24 protein-coding genes are annotated in these 17,178 nt (G+C 37.0%); all 24 read left to right on the plus strand.

What is annotated here, in order from left to right; genetic code table 11:
* Nucleotides 1-3: 3 nt before the first annotated feature.
* The 24 genes from O1Q79_RS02895 to O1Q79_RS03010 all read left to right on the plus strand — a co-directional run bounded on the left by O1Q79_RS02895 (nucleotide 4) and on the right by O1Q79_RS03010 (nucleotide 17,003).
* Nucleotides 4-951 carry an iron chelate uptake ABC transporter family permease subunit gene (locus tag O1Q79_RS02895; protein ID WP_386693338.1) on the plus strand — a complete coding sequence of 316 codons (948 nt, stop codon included), beginning with the start codon at nucleotides 4-6 and terminating at the stop codon, nucleotides 949-951.
* A 6-nt stretch (nucleotides 952-957) separates the two neighbouring features.
* Complete coding sequence (locus O1Q79_RS02900; RefSeq protein ID WP_386692866.1) at nucleotides 958-1,719, plus strand: ABC transporter ATP-binding protein; 762 nt, start codon at nucleotides 958-960, stop codon at nucleotides 1,717-1,719.
* Between the two features lie 35 nt (nucleotides 1,720-1,754).
* A complete protein-coding gene (locus tag O1Q79_RS02905) occupies nucleotides 1,755-2,666 on the plus strand; it encodes a siderophore ABC transporter substrate-binding protein (RefSeq protein WP_386692867.1) in 912 nt (303 codons plus the stop codon).
* A gap of 364 nt (nucleotides 2,667-3,030) precedes the next feature.
* Entirely contained in the window at nucleotides 3,031-4,113 is a 1,083-nt protein-coding gene (gene ompA, locus O1Q79_RS02910; protein WP_386692868.1) for a porin OmpA, read from the plus strand.
* Nucleotides 4,114-4,199: 86 nt separating this feature from the next.
* Nucleotides 4,200-4,781, plus strand: a complete 582-nt coding sequence (locus O1Q79_RS02915; protein ID WP_386692870.1) for a LemA family protein — start codon at nucleotides 4,200-4,202, stop codon at nucleotides 4,779-4,781.
* A gap of 64 nt (nucleotides 4,782-4,845) precedes the next feature.
* A complete protein-coding gene (locus O1Q79_RS02920; protein WP_386692871.1) occupies nucleotides 4,846-5,286 on the plus strand; it encodes a TPM domain-containing protein in 441 nt (146 codons plus the stop codon).
* The gene (locus O1Q79_RS02925) at nucleotides 5,279-6,058 is read left to right on the plus strand and encodes a TPM domain-containing protein (RefSeq protein ID WP_386685920.1); all 780 of its coding nucleotides are present in this window, start codon (nucleotides 5,279-5,281) and stop codon (nucleotides 6,056-6,058) included. The genes O1Q79_RS02920 and O1Q79_RS02925 overlap by 8 nt, the downstream gene beginning before the upstream one ends.
* A gap of 129 nt (nucleotides 6,059-6,187) precedes the next feature.
* A complete protein-coding gene (gene grxD, locus O1Q79_RS02930; RefSeq protein WP_386692872.1) occupies nucleotides 6,188-6,514 on the plus strand; it encodes a Grx4 family monothiol glutaredoxin in 327 nt (108 codons plus the stop codon).
* Nucleotides 6,515-7,105: 591 nt separating this feature from the next.
* Complete coding sequence (locus O1Q79_RS02935) at nucleotides 7,106-8,293, plus strand: phage major capsid protein (RefSeq protein WP_386692873.1); 1,188 nt, start codon at nucleotides 7,106-7,108, stop codon at nucleotides 8,291-8,293.
* A gap of 50 nt (nucleotides 8,294-8,343) precedes the next feature.
* Complete coding sequence (locus tag O1Q79_RS02940) at nucleotides 8,344-8,898, plus strand: HK97 family phage prohead protease (RefSeq protein ID WP_386692719.1); 555 nt, start codon at nucleotides 8,344-8,346, stop codon at nucleotides 8,896-8,898.
* Between the two features lie 2 nt (nucleotides 8,899-8,900).
* On the plus strand, nucleotides 8,901-10,115 hold the full coding sequence (locus tag O1Q79_RS02945; protein ID WP_386692720.1) for a phage portal protein: 1,215 nt from the start codon (nucleotides 8,901-8,903) through the stop codon (nucleotides 10,113-10,115).
* Entirely contained in the window at nucleotides 10,099-10,455 is a 357-nt protein-coding gene (locus O1Q79_RS02950) for a phage head closure protein (RefSeq protein ID WP_386692721.1), read from the plus strand. Before O1Q79_RS02945 ends, O1Q79_RS02950 begins: the two co-directional genes overlap by 17 nt.
* Nucleotides 10,442-10,768 (plus strand): head-tail connector protein, encoded by a 327-nt coding sequence (locus tag O1Q79_RS02955; RefSeq protein ID WP_386692722.1) that lies wholly within the window; start codon nucleotides 10,442-10,444, stop codon nucleotides 10,766-10,768. Before O1Q79_RS02950 ends, O1Q79_RS02955 begins: the two co-directional genes overlap by 14 nt.
* Before the next feature lie 9 nt (nucleotides 10,769-10,777).
* Nucleotides 10,778-11,137, plus strand: a complete 360-nt coding sequence (locus O1Q79_RS02960) for an HNH endonuclease signature motif containing protein (protein ID WP_386692723.1) — start codon at nucleotides 10,778-10,780, stop codon at nucleotides 11,135-11,137.
* A gap of 165 nt (nucleotides 11,138-11,302) precedes the next feature.
* On the plus strand, nucleotides 11,303-11,671 hold the full coding sequence (locus tag O1Q79_RS02965) for a phage terminase small subunit P27 family (protein WP_386692724.1): 369 nt from the start codon (nucleotides 11,303-11,305) through the stop codon (nucleotides 11,669-11,671).
* 2 nt (nucleotides 11,672-11,673) lie between these two features.
* On the plus strand, nucleotides 11,674-13,341 hold the full coding sequence (locus O1Q79_RS02970) for a terminase large subunit (protein ID WP_386692874.1): 1,668 nt from the start codon (nucleotides 11,674-11,676) through the stop codon (nucleotides 13,339-13,341).
* Between the two features lie 11 nt (nucleotides 13,342-13,352).
* Entirely contained in the window at nucleotides 13,353-13,838 is a 486-nt protein-coding gene (locus O1Q79_RS02975; protein WP_386692875.1) for an HK97-gp10 family putative phage morphogenesis protein, read from the plus strand.
* A 65-nt stretch (nucleotides 13,839-13,903) separates the two neighbouring features.
* Nucleotides 13,904-14,248: a hypothetical protein gene (locus tag O1Q79_RS02980; protein WP_386692876.1), complete on the plus strand. Its 345-nt coding sequence runs from the start codon at nucleotides 13,904-13,906 to the stop codon at nucleotides 14,246-14,248.
* Nucleotides 14,249-14,344: 96 nt separating this feature from the next.
* Nucleotides 14,345-14,917: a hypothetical protein gene (locus O1Q79_RS02985; protein WP_386692877.1), complete on the plus strand. Its 573-nt coding sequence runs from the start codon at nucleotides 14,345-14,347 to the stop codon at nucleotides 14,915-14,917.
* A 150-nt stretch (nucleotides 14,918-15,067) separates the two neighbouring features.
* Nucleotides 15,068-15,271 carry a helix-turn-helix transcriptional regulator gene (locus O1Q79_RS02990; protein WP_386692878.1) on the plus strand — a complete coding sequence of 68 codons (204 nt, stop codon included), beginning with the start codon at nucleotides 15,068-15,070 and terminating at the stop codon, nucleotides 15,269-15,271.
* Nucleotides 15,272-15,273: 2 nt separating this feature from the next.
* On the plus strand, nucleotides 15,274-15,615 hold the full coding sequence (locus O1Q79_RS02995) for a hypothetical protein (protein ID WP_386692879.1): 342 nt from the start codon (nucleotides 15,274-15,276) through the stop codon (nucleotides 15,613-15,615).
* A gap of 75 nt (nucleotides 15,616-15,690) precedes the next feature.
* Nucleotides 15,691-16,383 (plus strand): ash family protein, encoded by a 693-nt coding sequence (locus O1Q79_RS03000; RefSeq protein WP_386692880.1) that lies wholly within the window; start codon nucleotides 15,691-15,693, stop codon nucleotides 16,381-16,383.
* On the plus strand, nucleotides 16,376-16,789 hold the full coding sequence (locus O1Q79_RS03005) for a hypothetical protein (RefSeq protein ID WP_386692882.1): 414 nt from the start codon (nucleotides 16,376-16,378) through the stop codon (nucleotides 16,787-16,789). The genes O1Q79_RS03000 and O1Q79_RS03005 overlap by 8 nt, the downstream gene beginning before the upstream one ends.
* Nucleotides 16,782-17,003 carry a hypothetical protein gene (locus O1Q79_RS03010; protein WP_386692883.1) on the plus strand — a complete coding sequence of 74 codons (222 nt, stop codon included), beginning with the start codon at nucleotides 16,782-16,784 and terminating at the stop codon, nucleotides 17,001-17,003. Before O1Q79_RS03005 ends, O1Q79_RS03010 begins: the two co-directional genes overlap by 8 nt.
* Nucleotides 17,004-17,178 lie beyond the last annotated feature (175 nt).

The raw sequence follows: 17,178 nt of genomic DNA on the forward strand, positions 1-17,178 counted from the left end.
TCAATGCACCGTCGAAAATTAATGTTACTATGTGGCTTAACCCTTTTGGCTATATGTGTTTATCTCGGTTATAACTTGCCTAGCCGTTGGGAATATGCATTACATCATCGAGCATTGAGTGTGTTGGCTATTATGGCAACTGGGACAGCGATTGCAGTCGCGACGATGATTTTTCAAGTGGTGGTGAATAACCGTATTTTAACACCAAGTGTATTGGGATTAGATTCGCTTTATTTGTTAATTCAAACTTTAATTATCTTTTTATTTGGTTCAACCACATTGTTATCGGTTAATCCTATTCTGTTATTTTTAGGTTCAACAGCCATCATGGTGATATTTGCTTTATTGCTTTATCATTTTTTATTTAAACAAGAACAACAAAATTTGTTCTTTTTATTGTTGGTGGGGATTGTGTTCGGGACGTTTTTCCAAAGTTTAACTACCTTTATGGAAGTATTAATTGATCCCAACGAATTTCAAATTGCACAGGATATTGGTTTTGCCAGTTTTAACCGAATGAATTTAGATATTTTATGGTTAGCCATGGGTATTTTATTGGTCACGATTGCTGTGAGTATGAGGTATTGGCGTTATTTTGATGTATTGGCACTAGGACGTGAACAGGCGATTAATCTTGGTGTTCCATATCAAAAAATTATTCGTCATTTACTGATTATTGTAGCCATTTTAACCTCAGTTTCCACCGCATTGGTAGGACCATTAACTTTTTTAGGCTTGTTAGTGATGAATGTTACTTTTGAATTCATACCTACTTTTAAGCATAAAATTCTAATTCCAACCGCTATTTTAATGGCGATTATCACCTTGGTTATCGGGCAAGTATTGGTGTCTCAAGTATTTACCTTTAATACTACATTGAGTATTATCATCAACTTTGTCGGTGGGGTGTATTTTATTTATTTACTGTTGCGAACACAGAAAAAATGGTAGTAAGTTATGACAATTGAAATTCATAATATCAGTAAAAGCTATGGTAATAAAAAAGTAGTGGATAATGTTTCTTTCAGCATTCCATCAGGAAAAATTACGTCTTTTATCGGCCCGAATGGTGCAGGCAAAAGTACCGTCTTGGCAATTATGAGTCGTTTACTTTCGCCAGAACAAGGGGAAGTGCGGTTAAATAATGTGCTATTAAGTCAACAAAGAAGTAGCGAAATTGCTAAACAACTTTCTATTTTAAAGCAATCAAACCATATTAATTTACGCTTAACTGTGGAAGAATTAGTTGCATTTGGGCGTTTTCCTTATAGTAAGGGAAATTTAACTAAAAATGACCGCACTTTTATTGATAATGCCATTGGTTATATGAATTTGGATACATTCCGTCATCAATATATTGATCAACTCAGTGGTGGACAACGTCAACGAGCTTATATTGCCATGACTTTAGCACAGGATACGGATTATATTTTGCTGGATGAACCTTTGAATAATCTGGATATGAAACATTCGGTGCAAATCATGCAGGTGTTACGCAAATTAGCCAGTGAACTGCAGAAAACTATTGTAATCGTCATTCATGATATTAATTTTGCATCCTGTTATTCTGATTATATTATTGCGATGAAAAATGGACGATTAATACAACAAGGCTCAGTAGATGAGATAATGCAAACAGAAGTATTAGAGCAAATTTATGATATGTCGATTAATATTGAGCATATTCAGCAGCAGAAAATTGCGATTTATTTTAGATAAAATTTATATATTAACCACACATAAAAGGAAATTTTATGAAAAACACATTTAAAAAACTTGCTTTAGGGTTATTTGTTGCTACTAGTGTAGTAAATTTTGCTAACGCAAAAGATATTGAAGTGGAGAACGCAGCGGGTAAGCAAATTGTGCCACAAAATCCACAAAAAGTAGTCGTACTGGATTTTGCTGCCCTTGATGTGATTCGTGAATTGGATGAGAAATCCACTATCGTTGGTACTGTAAAGGGTAAAATCCCTGCTTATTTAAATGAATTTCATGATGCTAAATATGCAGATATGGGAACATCGCCAGATCCTGCTTTTGAGAAAATTAATGAATTAAATCCGGATTTAATTATTGCATCACCACGTCAAAAAAAACTTATTGAGCGTTTAAAAGGTATTGCACCAGTATTTATGCTAGAAAATGATTTTGCTCATTTTTATCCAACATTTCAATCTAATATTTTAGCTATTGGTAAAATCTTTAATAAAGAAGAGCAAGCTAAACAAAAATTAGATGCATTAGATAAACGTATGTCTGTATTAGCAGAGAAAACTAAAGGTAAAACAGCATTAGTCGCCTTAGTGAATGAGAGTCGTATCAGTGCTTTTGGTGATCAATCTCGTTATGCGATGGTGTATCAAAATTTTGGTTTTACTCCGATTGATAAAGCACTATCAGCATCAATTCATGGTAATAGTGTAGGTTTTGAATATGTTGTAGAGAAAAATCCAGATTACTTATTAATCATTGACCGTACTGCGGCAGTGACGGATAAAGATAATAATGCTCAACAAGTCTTAAATAATGCGATTATTAATAAAACACAAGCGGCACAAAATAATCATATTGTGTATTTAAATGCCGCTAACTGGTATTTAGCTTTTGGTGGCTTAGCGTCCATGGATGCTATGGTAACTGAAATAGAAAATGCAGTTAAATAATTGAAATTTATAAAAGAGCCTATCCAAACATCAATTTTATAAGTTGCTTGGGGTAAATTTGTATAAAAATGAATCAGACTAGGGCATTTTGTTTATTAATTGACCTGTTTAGCGAAAAATATTTGATTTTTGTATTTTTTCATTGGATAATAAGCATACTTTTGAAGTGTTTCCTTAATCAAAATTAAGGTAAATGAATGTATCAAAAGGATAGTAGGGCAAATTTGTTAACCCTAAAATAGGTATTTCGAAACCATAATATTTATGGTGGAGATAATAAACAGTACATCTTTTTGTACTCGGAATTCAGCTGAATCCAGCTGATATTTTTGAAATTAGATGACTAAATAAGAGGATCATCACAATGAAAAAAACAGCTATCGCATTAGCTATCGCTGGTTTAGCAGCAGCATCAGTTGCTCAAGCAGCTCCACAACAAAATACTTTCTATGCCGGTGCTAAAGCAGGTTGGGCATCATTCCATGACGGTTATACTCAATATGAAAACGAAGCAAAGGCATTTGGTACTAAGAAAAATTCTGTAACTTACGGTGTATTCGGTGGTTATCAAATTCTTAATCAAGACAACTTAGGTTTAGCCGTTGAATTAGGTTATGATGATTTCGGTCGTGCAAAACTTCATACAGCTGGTGAAGCTACAGCAAAACATACTAACCACGGTGCGCATTTAAGCTTAAAACCAAGTGTTGACTTAGGTGTTCTTACTCCAGCATTATCTGGTTTAGACTTTTACGGTAAAGTAGGTGCTGCATTAATTCGTTCAGACTACAAAACATCTGAACAAGGTCAAAAATTTAATGATGCTACTCGTGCACACAGCTTAAAAACTTCATTACTTTTAGGTGCCGGTGTTGAGTATGCATTTACACCAGAATTAGCATTACGTGTTGAATACACTTGGTTAAACAAAGTGGGTAAATTAGAAAATGTTGACGGTTCTCGTTATGACTATACGCCAGAAATCCACGCTGTAACAGCTGGTTTATCTTACCGTTTTGGTCAAGGTGCAGCTCCTATGGCAGCGCCTGAAGTTGTTAACAAAACTTTCACTTTAAACAGTGATGTAACTTTCGCATTCGGTAAATCTACATTAAAACCTGAAGCAGCTGCAACTTTAGATGGTATCTACGGTGAAATCGCTCAAGTAGCAAACCCAGCAGTACAAGTAAATGGTTATGCTGACCGTATTGGTAAAGATGATTCAAACTTAAAACTTTCACAACGTCGTGCTGAAACAGTAGCTAACTACTTAGTTTCTAAAGGTGTTAATGCTGGTTCTGTAACTGCGACTGGTTACGGTGAAGCAAACCCTGTAACTGGCAACACTTGTGATGCAGTTAAAGGTCGTAAAGCATTAATCGCTTGTTTAGCACCTGACCGTCGTGTTGACGTTCAAGTTCAAGGTAACAAACAAGTTACTATGTAATTTAGATTTATCTAGTTACTAAATAGAAATAACGACTAAAAGACCTAAACTTAGTTTAGGTCTTTTTATATAAATAAGGAATGATTATGAAAAAATGGTTGCTAATTATCCTCGCAGCAGTAATCGCAGGGTTCACTTTAATGTCAAGTTATAACGGTTTGGTGAAAGCAGAAGAGGAAATTGATTCAGTGTGGGCAAATGTAGAATCACAATATCAACGTCGTGCTGATATGATCCCAAATTTGGTTAATACTGTAAAAGGTCAAGCAAATTTCGAAAAAGAAACATTAACAGGAGTCATTGAAGCCCGAGCGAAAGCTACTCAAGTGAAAATTGATCCAAGTAATATGACAGAAGAAAATCTTGCACAATTCCAGCAAAATCAAGATTCTGTAGGTTCTGCATTGTCTCGTTTACTTGTTTCGGTAGAAAAATATCCGGAGCTAAAAGCTCATGAAGGGTTTATGAATTTACAAGCTCAGTTAGAAGGCACTGAAAATCGCATTAACAAAGCTCGTAATGACTTTAATGCTGCCGCAAAAGTTTATAATCAAAAAGTACGCCAATTCCCAACTAAGTTTGCAGCAATGATTTTTGGCTTTAAAGATAAACCGTATTTCAAATCGACTGCGGGTGCAGAAAATGCACCAACGGTTAATTTTAATTAATATTAAGTAGGGGCGAACCAATGTGTTCGCCTGATATGATTCCATTTTATAACAGATTAAAATTATGCCCCTATTTTCCCGAATTCCATTTGATAAGAAACAAATTGAAAATGCAATCGCTGAGTTAGAAAAACAGACATCGGCAGAATTACGAGTATATATTGAACGTCATTTACCTAAAAACACTGGAAATTTAGACCGCGCTTTAGCTATATTTAGTCAGCTGGGAATGCACAAAACAGTAGCACGTAATGCTGTACTTATTTATATTGCATATAAAGATCAACAATGTTTTATCCTCGGTGATCAAGGGATTCACCAATTTGTTGGTGATGAATTTTGGCACAAACAATGTCAGTCTATGATTAGTTATTTTAAGGAAAAACAATATACGATTGGTGTTTTATCGGTAATTGAAAAAATAGGTAAAGAATTATCTATCCATTTTCCTTATCAGCCAGATGACATTAATGAATTACCAAATGAGGTGATAATTGATGACTAAATTATTAAAAACAATAGTCTTTTTAAGCCTTATTTTTGTCAGTTTACTGGCAAAATCTACCGAATTTCCATCAGTGCCAAATCCATTTCGTTATGTAAATGATTACACTAATACTTTGTCAGAACAGGAAAAACAGTATTTTGAAAATAAACTTTATCAATATGGTAAAGAAACTAGCTCACAAATTGCGTTAGTTATTATTCCTACTACAGGTGAACAGGAAATTGCTCAATATACAGCAGAATTAGGTGATAAATGGGGGATTGGTCGTAAGCAGTTAAATAATGGTGTATTGTTTTTGGTAGCAAAAAATGATCGGAAAATATTTATTGCTACAGGGCAAGGTTTACAAGGGGTATTACCAGATGCCTTTTTATCTCAACTGATTCGACAAGGTATTTTGCCTTATTTTAAACAGGGTCAATATGCACAGGGTATCAATAACGGTTTAGAACATATTATTGCTGCGAGTAAAGGTGAGTATGCTGCTCAAGTAGAAGAAGAGGATCTAATGGATCAAATCGCACCTTTTATCATGGTAGTAATATTTATCCTATTTGTGTTATTTGGCGAAATAAGTTGGCGTAGAAAACCGTATATTAGCCCAACTGCTAACCATAATTTACAAAATGCAGCGATTATTGCAGCATCTGTTTTAAACAGTCGTCGCCGTGGTAGCGGAGGTGGTTTCGGCGGTGGCTTTGGCGGAGGTTCTGGTGGTGGCTTCGGTGGTGGCGGTTTTGACGGCGGTGGTGCTGGGGGCAGTTGGTAAACCACACAATATTTTATAATAATTGATAGATTTACTTGGTTATTACACAAGGTCGAAAACTTGTGATAGAATGACCGCACTTTTAGCTATCAAATTAAATAAGCAGTAAAACTATAATAAGGAAATCCTATGGAAACTTTAGATAAAATCAAGAAACAAATTGCTGAAAACCCAATTTTAATTTACATGAAAGGCTCACCAAAATTACCTTCTTGTGGATTTTCAGCTCGTGCAGTAGAAGCATTAATTAATTGTCAGGTACCTTTTGGCTATGTGGATATTTTACAACACGCAGATGTCCGTGCAGAATTGCCTAAATATGCTAATTGGCCAACATTCCCCCAACTATGGGTTGAAGGTGAGTTAATTGGTGGATGTGATATTGTATTAGAAATGTACCAATCTGGTGAGTTACAAACTTTATTAAAAGAAGTTTCAGTACGTCACCCTGAATAAAGATTAATAAAGTTGTAAAAAAAACCTAGAACGAATGTCTAGGTTTTTTTGTTAGTGGACTAGCTGGACTCGAAATCGTATATTAATACATTGATTTTTAATAGAAAGTTAATTTAATTTCTTACAAGATACTACATACGATACTACTAAAATACAATTCGATGAACATTTGGAGCAGACGTTATACAGTCTGCTTTTTATTTTAGACTGCCTTTTAAATATAGCAAGATTTATTATTTTGCCCTGTGTTTTAAATTTTATTAAAAAGGTATTCACCCATTCACCTTTTAATAAAAAATCCTTATATATTAATATATTATAGGGTGAATACCTTATTTTTAAGTGAACACTAGTGTTCACTAGTGTTCACTAGTGTTCACTCTATAAAAAAGCCTAAAAATTCTGTAATTATAGATTCTTTCTTTATTCCAAAGATTAAAAAATAATCAATCAAAAATTATTTACTTATCATAACCGACCGTATCCAATCGCTCAAAAAACAGGCTATTTACATTCTCTTGAATGGGCTTATATTATGATATGGGCTGATTGTAGCCGTCTTAATTAAGATAAATATCAAAGGATTAAATTATGTTTAAAAAACTTTTAGAACTACGCCAACAAAAGGCAAAGCACGTTGAAGATATGCGTAACATTTTGAGTAAAGCGGATGCGGAAAACCGCAGCTTAAATGAAACTGAATCAGCAGATTTTGATAAATTAAAAGGTTCGGTTAAACAGTTAAGCGATGAAATTTCCCGTTATGAATCTGTGACAGATGAAGAACGTAACCAAGCAGGAAAACCAGTAGAAACAAGCAGTAAAGCTCAATTCGGAAACGATGAGCTACGCCATTACATTAAAACAGGTGAATTGCGTTCTACGCTATCCACGACTGCAAATGATGACGGCGGTTATACAGTAATCCCGCAATTAGATAAGCAAGTAATGAGCCGTTTAACTGATGACAGCATTATGCGTCAGATTTGTAATGTGGTTCGCTTGCCTGTGGGTGCGAAAGAGTATAAGAAACTTGTTTCTGCTGGTGGTGCGGTGATTAATCACGGTGAAGAAGGGCAAGCACGCACGGCGACCAATACACCGAAATTAAATGAAGTCACCATTGCTTTAAATCCGATTTATGCCTATCCGAAAACCACGCAAGAAATTTTAGATTTTTCGTCTATTGATGTTTTAGGTTGGTTGACGGAAGAAATTTCAGAAAGTTTTGCAGAAACTGAAGAAGTAGATTTGACCGATGGCGACGGTAATAAAAAATCAAAAGGCTTGTTAGCTTATGCCCGTTCTACTAATAGCGATAAATCACGCCCGTTTGGCGAGTTGCAAAAATTAGAAGTTGCAGGGGCAGATAAAATCACCGCAGATAATTTAATTGATTTGTTCTATACCTTACATAGTAAATATCGTAAAAATGCCGTTTGGGTGATGTCTTCTACCATTGCAGCGATGTTGCAAAAAATCAAAAATAAAAACGGTGATTATATTTGGCGTGACGGCTTAACCGCAGACGCTCCCGCAACGCTTTTAGGTCGTCCTGTTTATTTCCTTGAAACAATGCCAACGGGTGGAGCGAATCAAGCCGTATTAGCGTTTGGTGATTTTAAACGCGGTTATTATATCGTAGACCACGAAACAGGCGTACGCACTCGACCAGATAACATTACAGAGCCAGGCTTTTATAAAGTCCATACCGATAAATATTTAGGCGGTGGCGTAGTGGATAGCAATGCGATCAAGTTTATTGAAACGACTGCTTAATAAATTCGATACAGGGGGCGTTAAGCCCCTTTTTTGTCAGTGGGTAGAATATGAATAAAGATTTTGAAATTAGATCCGCAGATGTTCAGGCGGAAAATAAAAAACTGATTGGCTATGTGGTGAAATGGGATAGCCCTAGCGAATTATTATGGGGGGATTTTATAGAGCGTTTTTCCCCTAACGCCTTTGCAGAAAGTTTAGCGAGTGGGTCGGATATTCGGGCATTATTTGAACACGATTACAGCAAGTTATTAGGCAGAACGAAAGCCAATACGTTAAAACTGGAAGAAGATAAGATCGGGTTACGTTTTGAATTAACGCCGCCTGATACGACCCTAGGGCGTGATTTATTGGTTAGTGTAGAGCGTGGCGATATTTCGGGCATGTCTTTTGGCTTTTTGGTTAAATCCGAACAATGGGATTTTGATGTGACACCTTGCCAGCGAACAATTAAAAATGCGGAATTAGTGGAAATCACAGTAACGAGTATTCCTGCTTATCCTGAAAGTAATATTCAGATTGCCAAGCGTTCAATGGAACAGGCAAAAATTAAGCAAAAACCGACCGCACTTTTACACCGTTGGGCTGAATTAGCGGGGCTTTGATTATGTGGTTATTTGGACGAAAAAAAGAACAGCGTAGCACCCAAGTCAATATTGATGAACTGCTTTCTTATTTGGGCGTAAGCAATACAGGTGCAGGGGAATTTGTCAGTCCGCAAACCGCCGAAGCCTTGCCAGCGGTAATGAACGCCGTAACGGTGATTAGTGAAGCGGTGGCAAGTATGCCTTGCTATTTGTATCAGCTTAAAGATGACGGACGGGAAAGAGTTTTTAATCACCCTATTGACTATCTGCTTAATGAAATGCCTAACCGCAATCAAACCCCTTATCAGTTTAAATACACGATGATGCGACACTGCTTGCTAAATGGCAATGCTTATGCGGTGATTGGGTGGGATAAAAAAGGACAGCCAGAAAGCCTAACACCTTATCCGCCAAGTGCGGTAAATATTATCCGTTTAGTGGGTGGCAAGTATATTTATCAAATTACCGACCTAGACGGAAACACGCACCAATACTTACAGGATGAGATTTTACATTTACGCCATTCTAGCCTTGATGGCTTTATGGGGCGTTCGCCTGTGACGATTTGCCGTGAAGCAATCGGGCTAGGATTAGCACAGCAAAAACACGGGGCAAGCGTGATGAAAAATGGCTTAATGGCGAGCGGTTTAATCACTACAAGCGAATGGTTAGACGAAGCCAAGGCACAAAAAGCCATTAAAGCCCTAGAGCGTTACAAAGGGGCTAAAAATGCGGGTAAAACGCCAGTTCTTGAGGGGTCAATGGAATATAAGCAGCTAGGCATGACAAACCAAGATGCGGAATGGTTGCAGAGCCGAACATTTACAATCGGGGATATCGCACGCATTTTTAATATCAGTCCGATTTTTTTACAGGAATATTCAAACAGTAGCTATTCAAATTTCAGTGAAGCAAGCCGAGCATTTTTATCACAGACTTTGCGTCCATGGCTAACCAATTTTGAACAACAGCTAAAAGATGCCTTAATGGTTGATGTGGCAGATAGAACCGCACCCCGTTATTTAATTGAATTTGATACCGCTGATTTATTGCGAACCAGTCAGAATGAACGCTTTAGTAGCTATGAGATTGCGATTAAATCGGGCGTGATGTCACCGAATGAAGTAAGAAGACGTGAGGGGCTTACGCCTTATGCTGGTGGCGATGAATTTAGCCAAGCATGGAAGCAAACAGTCGAAGTTAAGCAAGGTGATAGCAATGGCACGAATGATTAAGGCTGGCAAATATAACAAGGTGATTACGTTGCAGAATCGCAATTATGCCAAGGAAAAAGAGAGCGGTTATTCTAGCGGCTACAATCCAATATGGGAAGATTTTGCGACTGTTCGTGCGAGTGTAGAGCCTATTCAAGGGCGTGAATATTTTAGCGGTCCTTTTCAAATGGGTGAAAATATTATTCGGGTGCGAATTCGTTATATTGACAATGTAGATCGGAAAATGCGAATTAAATACGGCGATAGATTGTTAAGCATTTATTCAGTAATTGATAGCAAAGATGAGCATAGAGAACTGCAATTAATGTGTAAAGAGGGTGAAGCCTATGGAAACCACTAGCAACAGTTTAATCAATCTTCAAGAAGTAAAAGCACATTTAAATTTAACCGATGATTTTAATTTAGATGATAGCTTACTTACTGGATTTATTAACGTCAGCGTTGAAGTAGCACAAAAGCATATTGGCAAAGTATTTGGCGAACAGGAAACAGATTTAACGATTCCATTTTATCCAGCAATCAAGGTCGGTTGCTTGATGTATGTCGCTCACTTGTACACTAACCGAGAAATCACAACTGACACTGCTCAAACCATTATACCAATGACTATCAGCAGTTTATGGAATGTGTACAGAGAGCCTTGTATCTATTAGGGGGAAGTTATGCCAATTCAACCATTAAAACGTTGTAGTTATCCGAATTGTAGAAATCGGGTTAGATTTGGGCGATGTGAAGAACATAAGCCAAAGGATAAGCGAGCAAGTGCTAGTAAACGTGGTTACGACCACAAATGGAGCAGATATAGAGCCGAATACTTAAAGCACCGCCCTTTATGCGTGATGTGTTTAGAGAAAGGAAAATATACAGCTGCAACTGTAATCGACCATATTAAACCCGTAGAGAACGGACAAGCCGATCCGAATTTCTGGCGGTCAGATAATCATCAACCATTATGCCGTGATTGCCATAGCTATAAGACAAGAGTCATAGACCAACGTGGATTCGGAGCAAAAAAGCAATAATAAACTTAAAGATTAGTTTTTATTTAAATATCAATAAGTTATATTTTGTTTTAAATTTGTTTTAGACGGGTGGGGGGAGTTTTGAAAAGAAAATCCCAAGCCTAACGAACCGCCCGCCCAACTCAATTTTTACGCACGGCAATTTTTTAGAGAATAAGGAAAGCCATGAACAAACAGAAAACATACAGAACGCCAGAGTTCTTAGATAATATTGCTAAGAGCCAATGGAAAGCACGCATTAAACAGCTATCAGAGCGTGGCGATATTAAGCCAGAGGATTTAACCAATTTAGAAATCTATTGCGAAAATTACGCTATTTGGCGGCATTCCGTAGCGGATTTAGCCAAGAATGGATTTGTTATTACCAATTCACAGGGGACAAAATCAAGAAACCCTGCTTTGTCTGCTAAATCGGATGCTGAAAAAGTGATGATCAAGATGTCAACCCTATTAGGATTTGACCCCGTCAGCCGTAGAAAAAATCCAGTAGAAAGCGAAGAAGCAGATCAGCTTGATAATATTCTAGCAATGTAACTATGAGCATTTGGCACGATTACGCATTATCAGTAAGGGATAACAAGATAAACGCTTGTAAACGCATTAAGCAAGCGGTAGAGCGTTATTTTGCTGATTTAGCCAACCCTGATTATATCTTTGATGAAAGTACCGTAGCCAAGTTTATTGCCTTTTCCAGATTATGCCCGCACGTCAAAGGACACCTAAGGGGGCAACCGATAGCGTTAAGCGACTGGCAACAATTTCTATTTGCCAATATTTTGGGCTTTAAATATCGTGATACAGGTTTAAGAAAATACCGATCCGCCTACATTCAAGTGGCAAGAAAAAATGCAAAATCAACGGTTGCAGCCGTGCTGGCGAATTGGTTTTTAATAATGGAACAAGGTCAGCAAGATATTTACACCGCAGCCGTAAGCCGAGACCAAGCCCGAATAGTATTTGATGACGCTCGTCAGATGTGTTTGCTTTCTCAACCCTTGCGGAAACGCTTAAATATTCAACAGCATAAACTTATCAACCCAAAGAACAACAGCTTAATGCGACCTTTAGCGGCTAAATCAAGCACCATTGAGGGAACTAACCCAAGCCTTGCTATTGTGGACGAATACCATTTACACCCTGACAACAGCGTATATTCAGCCCTAGAGCTAGGGCAAGGGGCAAGACCACAAGGGCTTTTATTTGCGATTACAACCGCAGGCAGTAATACTATTTCAGCCTGTAAACAGCATTATGATTATTGTTGTCAGATTTTGGACGGCAACGAGCAAAACGAAAGTATCTTCATAATGATTTTTGAGCTAGACGAAGAAAGCGATATTGATAACCCTGATAATTGGATTAAAGCCAATCCGAATATTAGTAAATCTATTCCTTATTTAGATTTTGAGAACACAATCAGAAAAGCTAGGGGTATTCCGTCAGAATGGGTGGAAATGCTCACTAAACGCTTTAATGTATGGTGTAACGGGCAAACACCGTGGCTTAATTTAGATGCGTGGGCGTTATGTCAGCGTAGCTATGATGATAGCGATTTACTGCAATCTGACTGCTATATGGGCTTAGATTTATCCAGCACGAGCGATTTAACCAGTATTTGTTATAGCTTTCCAGTTGAAAACAAAGTGCGGTTATATTGTCGTCATTATATCCCAGAATATCAGCTTGAAAACGTGGCAAATAAAAACCGTGCTATTTACCGCCAATGGGTACGGCAAGGCTGGCTAACGACTACAACGGGCGACTGTATCGATTATGACAAAATCCGAGATGATATTTTAAAAGACGCTGAAAGATTTAATATCAAAATGATTGGCTTTGATGTTTGGAACGCCACACATTTACGTACACAATTACAATCAGCAGGGCTAGAAGTAGAACCCTTTCCGCAGACTTATCAACGATTCAGCCCCGTAGCAAAATCAGTAGAAGTGCTAATTAATCGTAAACTGATTGAACATAACGGCGACCCTGTTTTAGCGTGGGCATTATCTAACGTGGTAATGGAAACGGATGCAAACGCCAATATTAAACCGAACAAGAAAAAGGCAGCGAATAAAATTGACCCTGCCATAGCGTTTTTAATGTCTTATGGTACGTATCAGCTTGAATACGGCGATCTGATTTTTGAGCTATCAGAAGCACATCAGCAAGCATTGCAAGATTTTAACGGAATTGATTTATAGGAGTAAATAGAATGGCGAGTAAAATTAGAGGATTGCAGGAAACCTTAAGAAAATTTGAAAAACTTAAAAAGAGCGTGGATAAACAAGCCAGAAAATCTATGCGGACTGCTTTAAATGCAGGGGCTAAAGAAATGAAAAAGACGTTAAAGCCAGTAGTTCCAACATTGAAATCAAGCACCAATTTTAGACAGAAAGGCACAGTTAAAAATAACGTTCGCCATAAAACATACGTTTCAAAGGACGGCACAAAGGGTTACACGGTGATCGGGATTATGCGACCAAAAGGGCAGAAAATGGCAAGAATTGGCGAAAATACCCGAGATAAACGAGATCCGTTTTATTGGTGGATGGTGAACTACGGAACAGAAAAAATGGAAGGACAGCACTTTATGGAAAAAGCCGAAAGTGCGGGCAAGGCGAGAGCGAAAAAAGTAGCTATGGATAGATTAGAAAACGAATTAAGATCATCAATCAATCGCTCAATAAAAAACCTGTAATACCCTTGAAAAAACGTCAGAATATCGCTATCTTTTAGATGTAGTTAGTGGCAAAGGGGGCAATAATGTTTTTCGAGATTGTTTTATTGAGTATTATTGTACTTATTTCCGTTATCGTTTTTGTTATTTTGGCTCATTCATGGACAATAATTTTATTATTTCTAGGTGCTATTATAATTTTTTCTGTAATATGGACTATCTACAATAATAAAAAAATTAAGCAAGCCATGAACGATCAAAGATTAGATAATTATTGGGTTGAACATGAATTAGAACGCCCAATTATCAAAGCTAACTTAGCACAGGCACAAAAGCCCGATATATTTATGCGAGTAAGTCACACGGATAAAACAGGCAAGAAAACAGATTTACTTGATGTTAATATAAATATTAACGATAATAACGAGTAAAAGAATTAAACGCACCTAGGCTGATCCCTGAAAGCAAGAAACCTTATCTTGTTGGTGCGTTCCTATCATAAGGGATAATGCAATAAGGGGCATTTTATGGATATATCTAAGCACACAGAAGTTTTAAAATCTCTTGTTCAAGAAATATATTCTGATGAAGAAAATCTCAAAGAAAAAGCGGTAGAAAACATTTTGAATAATATGGAACCAATACCTTATGATGATGTTATAAATTCCTTTGAAGATACAATAAAACATTTCAGAAATATTCAAAAGACCCAAGAAAAATTGATTAATAATATTAGTATTAAATCAAAAGATAATATCTCTTATGAAATTGATTTAATTCAACTGAAACAAATAAATGAAATATTGAAAGCATCAATAGAAATCAATTTAGATACAATGCTCAGAACACATATTCTAAGATTATCAAAGTTAGCTGAAATAATGCCAACAGTTGAAAGAAAAATAAACGGAAAGAAACCAAAATCTAAAAAAATAGATCAAATTAATGCTGAAGAATGGGCTAAGGAAGTATGGGAAACACACCCTAAAACAACACAAGAGCAAATGGCAATAGATATAAAAGATAAATTAGATTTAAAGCAAAGTTTACAAACTATAATCCGCTGGATAAGACCATTTCAACCGCCTAAAGTAAATTAAATTACGATCATAAGCAGCTTATTAAATATTAAAAGCTGCTTTTCTTTTATGATAAGTAACTTATCGATTTTTCAATTCATTAAAAATCCGCTTTAATTCCCCCCCGTAACGTTACAAAACTAAACGAAACAACAGTTATAAGGGGTTATTATGGAAATATCACACAATCAATCACAGCAACTTATCAAAGCAACAGATGTAATCGTAAAGGTTGGATTTGGTCGCACAAAATTAAATGAACTCGTCAAGGCTAACAAATTTCCACAGCCGATCCGATTTTCACAAAATGTTATCCGTTGGGATTTAGCAGAAGTTAATCAATGGATTGAACAACAAAAAGCAACAAGGGGATAATTATGCTCACAAGAGAAATGATTATTTGTAAAGCAATGCTTGATAATCCCAAAGTGGGCATCAGCGAAAAAGAAAGCTATTTTAAAGTCCATTTCTTGAACGCACGCAACGAAGTTGGACGTATTGAAAGAATTATTGGCAGCCGTTTTAATCGTCAATGTGAAACCAGTCAACACGATAGACGTTATACAAGATACACGCCAAAGGATGAAAAACAAATTAGAAAAATTGCTGATTTGTTTAATGCGAGATTGGCATATCACCAAGCCAAGAAACGCTATCTTGATGAATTGCCTATCGGTGAAAGTCAGATTCAAAATGCAGTGAACAGGCTGGCACGCTGATAAAAGTAAACCCCCGATAAACGGGGGCTACAAAGAAAGACAATCTATTTCAATCACATAGAGAACTTTAATAATATGCCTAAAATCAAAGCCTATGCTAGATTTAATATGAAATTAAATCATAGTCATTATAGCAAACATGAAAACAATTCACAATACATTTTCTTGACAAAGTGCGGTGAAATTTGCGATAGTTTTCACGCACTAGCAAAATCTAGTGCCGAGCCTCGAAACTCGAACGATTTATCAGTGGCGAACGACAGCACGCCAATTTATCACCGTGCTTTTTTTGTTCGTAGCATACGCACACCCGAAGAAAACAACGGGACCAATTTTGGTCCGGTTGGCACTTTATCAAATGAAGTTGCAAAGCTCAAATTTGAGCCTAGCAATTTTCTTTCAATGGTGGCGTGTAATGGGAAAGGTTTAGCCCTTTGCTGTGTTCCACTGATCGCAGTTTTCGAGCCTGTTACACGTTACCGCCCCAAAGCCTCGAAACTTCAAGCGGTAACTTCTACAAAACGTTCATCAGTGGAGTTATCAGCAATGATCTACTTATTCCTAGGCATACACCGCCAAAACTTAGGCAACACAAGCCTATCTGTTCAACGCTTGCCAAAAGCAAGAATTGTTATTCAAGCCGACAACGAAAGCACGGCACGAGCAAAAATCGCTAAAGATTATTGCTTATTGCAATGCTGGAACGTCAAAAACCCCGAACATTTACACCGCACTTTAACCAATGTTAAGGGGGTGATTTATGCGTAAAATTTTCGTAGAGCTATTGCGTAGTCGTGAAAATGGGGGTAGTATTGCCAATGTTGCAACCACTAATTGCAACGAACTACTTACAGTTAACGGCACCCGCACACGTAAGACTTGCGGATTTTTTATACCTCAAATTCAATTCACAGGGCAACTAACCCTATCTGAAAAAGCCGAATTTGTGGCAAGGTTAATACGTCGAACTAAGGCGGATCCAATCCGCACGAATAAGGCGAGCCGATTAACTGCGGTAGTTGATACCTTGTCACACCTATTACAGGTTGGCAATTCATTACTAATTACAGTTAAGAGACAATTCACAATGAAACAATCCAACACTTTAACCAGTGCGTTAAATCCTATTCGCTATTCTCAACCGTTTTCATCAATGGGGGTGAGCCATGCTTAAACGTATCAACCATCAATACACAGAACGCAATGCAAGAGATTTAAAGTCTATTTGTAATTACATTCAAACTTGCAACTTTTTAAATCAAAGTTTAGACGCTTTCAAAAACGATAGTACGTTAAGCCCTGAAGAATACGGGGAAGTTTTTGATAATCTCACGACCTTACAATCACTACTTAATGAAATTGACTTTACAGGGGGCAAAAATGCGTAACTCATTCGAACTAATTGACACACTAGAGAACAGAATTAACAAACTACTTCAACCCTTGTCACTGGTTCATCTTCTCACAAAAGTAGATAACTATTCTATTGAGCCTTGTGAGTTAGTTGATAGTTTAATGGGCGTGAGAGACTTAATGCAACGTTCTATTGATGACCTAAACGAC

The organism is Lonepinella sp. MS14434 (genome assembly GCF_042468235.1).
Taxonomy (GTDB): Bacteria; Pseudomonadota; Gammaproteobacteria; order Enterobacterales; family Pasteurellaceae; genus Lonepinella.

Coding starts and splice junctions, on each gene's coding strand:
- O1Q79_RS02965 (WP_386692724.1), top strand. CDS start 11,303: ATGAACAAACAGAAAACATACAGAACGCCAGAGTTCTTAGATAATATT.
- ompA (WP_386692868.1), top strand. CDS start 3,031: ATGAAAAAAACAGCTATCGCATTAGCTATCGCTGGTTTAGCAGCAGCA.
- O1Q79_RS02895 (WP_386693338.1), top strand. CDS start 4: ATGCACCGTCGAAAATTAATGTTACTATGTGGCTTAACCCTTTTGGCT.
- O1Q79_RS02900 (WP_386692866.1), top strand. CDS start 958: ATGACAATTGAAATTCATAATATCAGTAAAAGCTATGGTAATAAAAAA.
- O1Q79_RS02925 (WP_386685920.1), top strand. CDS start 5,279: ATGACTAAATTATTAAAAACAATAGTCTTTTTAAGCCTTATTTTTGTC.
- O1Q79_RS02970 (WP_386692874.1), top strand. CDS start 11,674: ATGAGCATTTGGCACGATTACGCATTATCAGTAAGGGATAACAAGATA.
- O1Q79_RS02940 (WP_386692719.1), top strand. CDS start 8,344: ATGAATAAAGATTTTGAAATTAGATCCGCAGATGTTCAGGCGGAAAAT.
- O1Q79_RS03000 (WP_386692880.1), top strand. CDS start 15,691: ATGCCTAAAATCAAAGCCTATGCTAGATTTAATATGAAATTAAATCAT.
- O1Q79_RS02975 (WP_386692875.1), top strand. CDS start 13,353: ATGGCGAGTAAAATTAGAGGATTGCAGGAAACCTTAAGAAAATTTGAA.
- O1Q79_RS02990 (WP_386692878.1), top strand. CDS start 15,068: ATGGAAATATCACACAATCAATCACAGCAACTTATCAAAGCAACAGAT.
- O1Q79_RS02955 (WP_386692722.1), top strand. CDS start 10,442: ATGGAAACCACTAGCAACAGTTTAATCAATCTTCAAGAAGTAAAAGCA.
- O1Q79_RS02985 (WP_386692877.1), top strand. CDS start 14,345: ATGGATATATCTAAGCACACAGAAGTTTTAAAATCTCTTGTTCAAGAA.
- O1Q79_RS02915 (WP_386692870.1), top strand. CDS start 4,200: ATGAAAAAATGGTTGCTAATTATCCTCGCAGCAGTAATCGCAGGGTTC.
- O1Q79_RS02950 (WP_386692721.1), top strand. CDS start 10,099: ATGGCACGAATGATTAAGGCTGGCAAATATAACAAGGTGATTACGTTG.
- O1Q79_RS02995 (WP_386692879.1), top strand. CDS start 15,274: ATGCTCACAAGAGAAATGATTATTTGTAAAGCAATGCTTGATAATCCC.
- grxD (WP_386692872.1), top strand. CDS start 6,188: ATGGAAACTTTAGATAAAATCAAGAAACAAATTGCTGAAAACCCAATT.
- O1Q79_RS02920 (WP_386692871.1), top strand. CDS start 4,846: ATGCCCCTATTTTCCCGAATTCCATTTGATAAGAAACAAATTGAAAAT.
- O1Q79_RS02980 (WP_386692876.1), top strand. CDS start 13,904: ATGTTTTTCGAGATTGTTTTATTGAGTATTATTGTACTTATTTCCGTT.
- O1Q79_RS03005 (WP_386692882.1), top strand. CDS start 16,376: ATGCGTAAAATTTTCGTAGAGCTATTGCGTAGTCGTGAAAATGGGGGT.
- O1Q79_RS02905 (WP_386692867.1), top strand. CDS start 1,755: ATGAAAAACACATTTAAAAAACTTGCTTTAGGGTTATTTGTTGCTACT.
- O1Q79_RS02945 (WP_386692720.1), top strand. CDS start 8,901: ATGTGGTTATTTGGACGAAAAAAAGAACAGCGTAGCACCCAAGTCAAT.
- O1Q79_RS03010 (WP_386692883.1), top strand. CDS start 16,782: ATGCTTAAACGTATCAACCATCAATACACAGAACGCAATGCAAGAGAT.
- O1Q79_RS02935 (WP_386692873.1), top strand. CDS start 7,106: ATGTTTAAAAAACTTTTAGAACTACGCCAACAAAAGGCAAAGCACGTT.
- O1Q79_RS02960 (WP_386692723.1), top strand. CDS start 10,778: ATGCCAATTCAACCATTAAAACGTTGTAGTTATCCGAATTGTAGAAAT.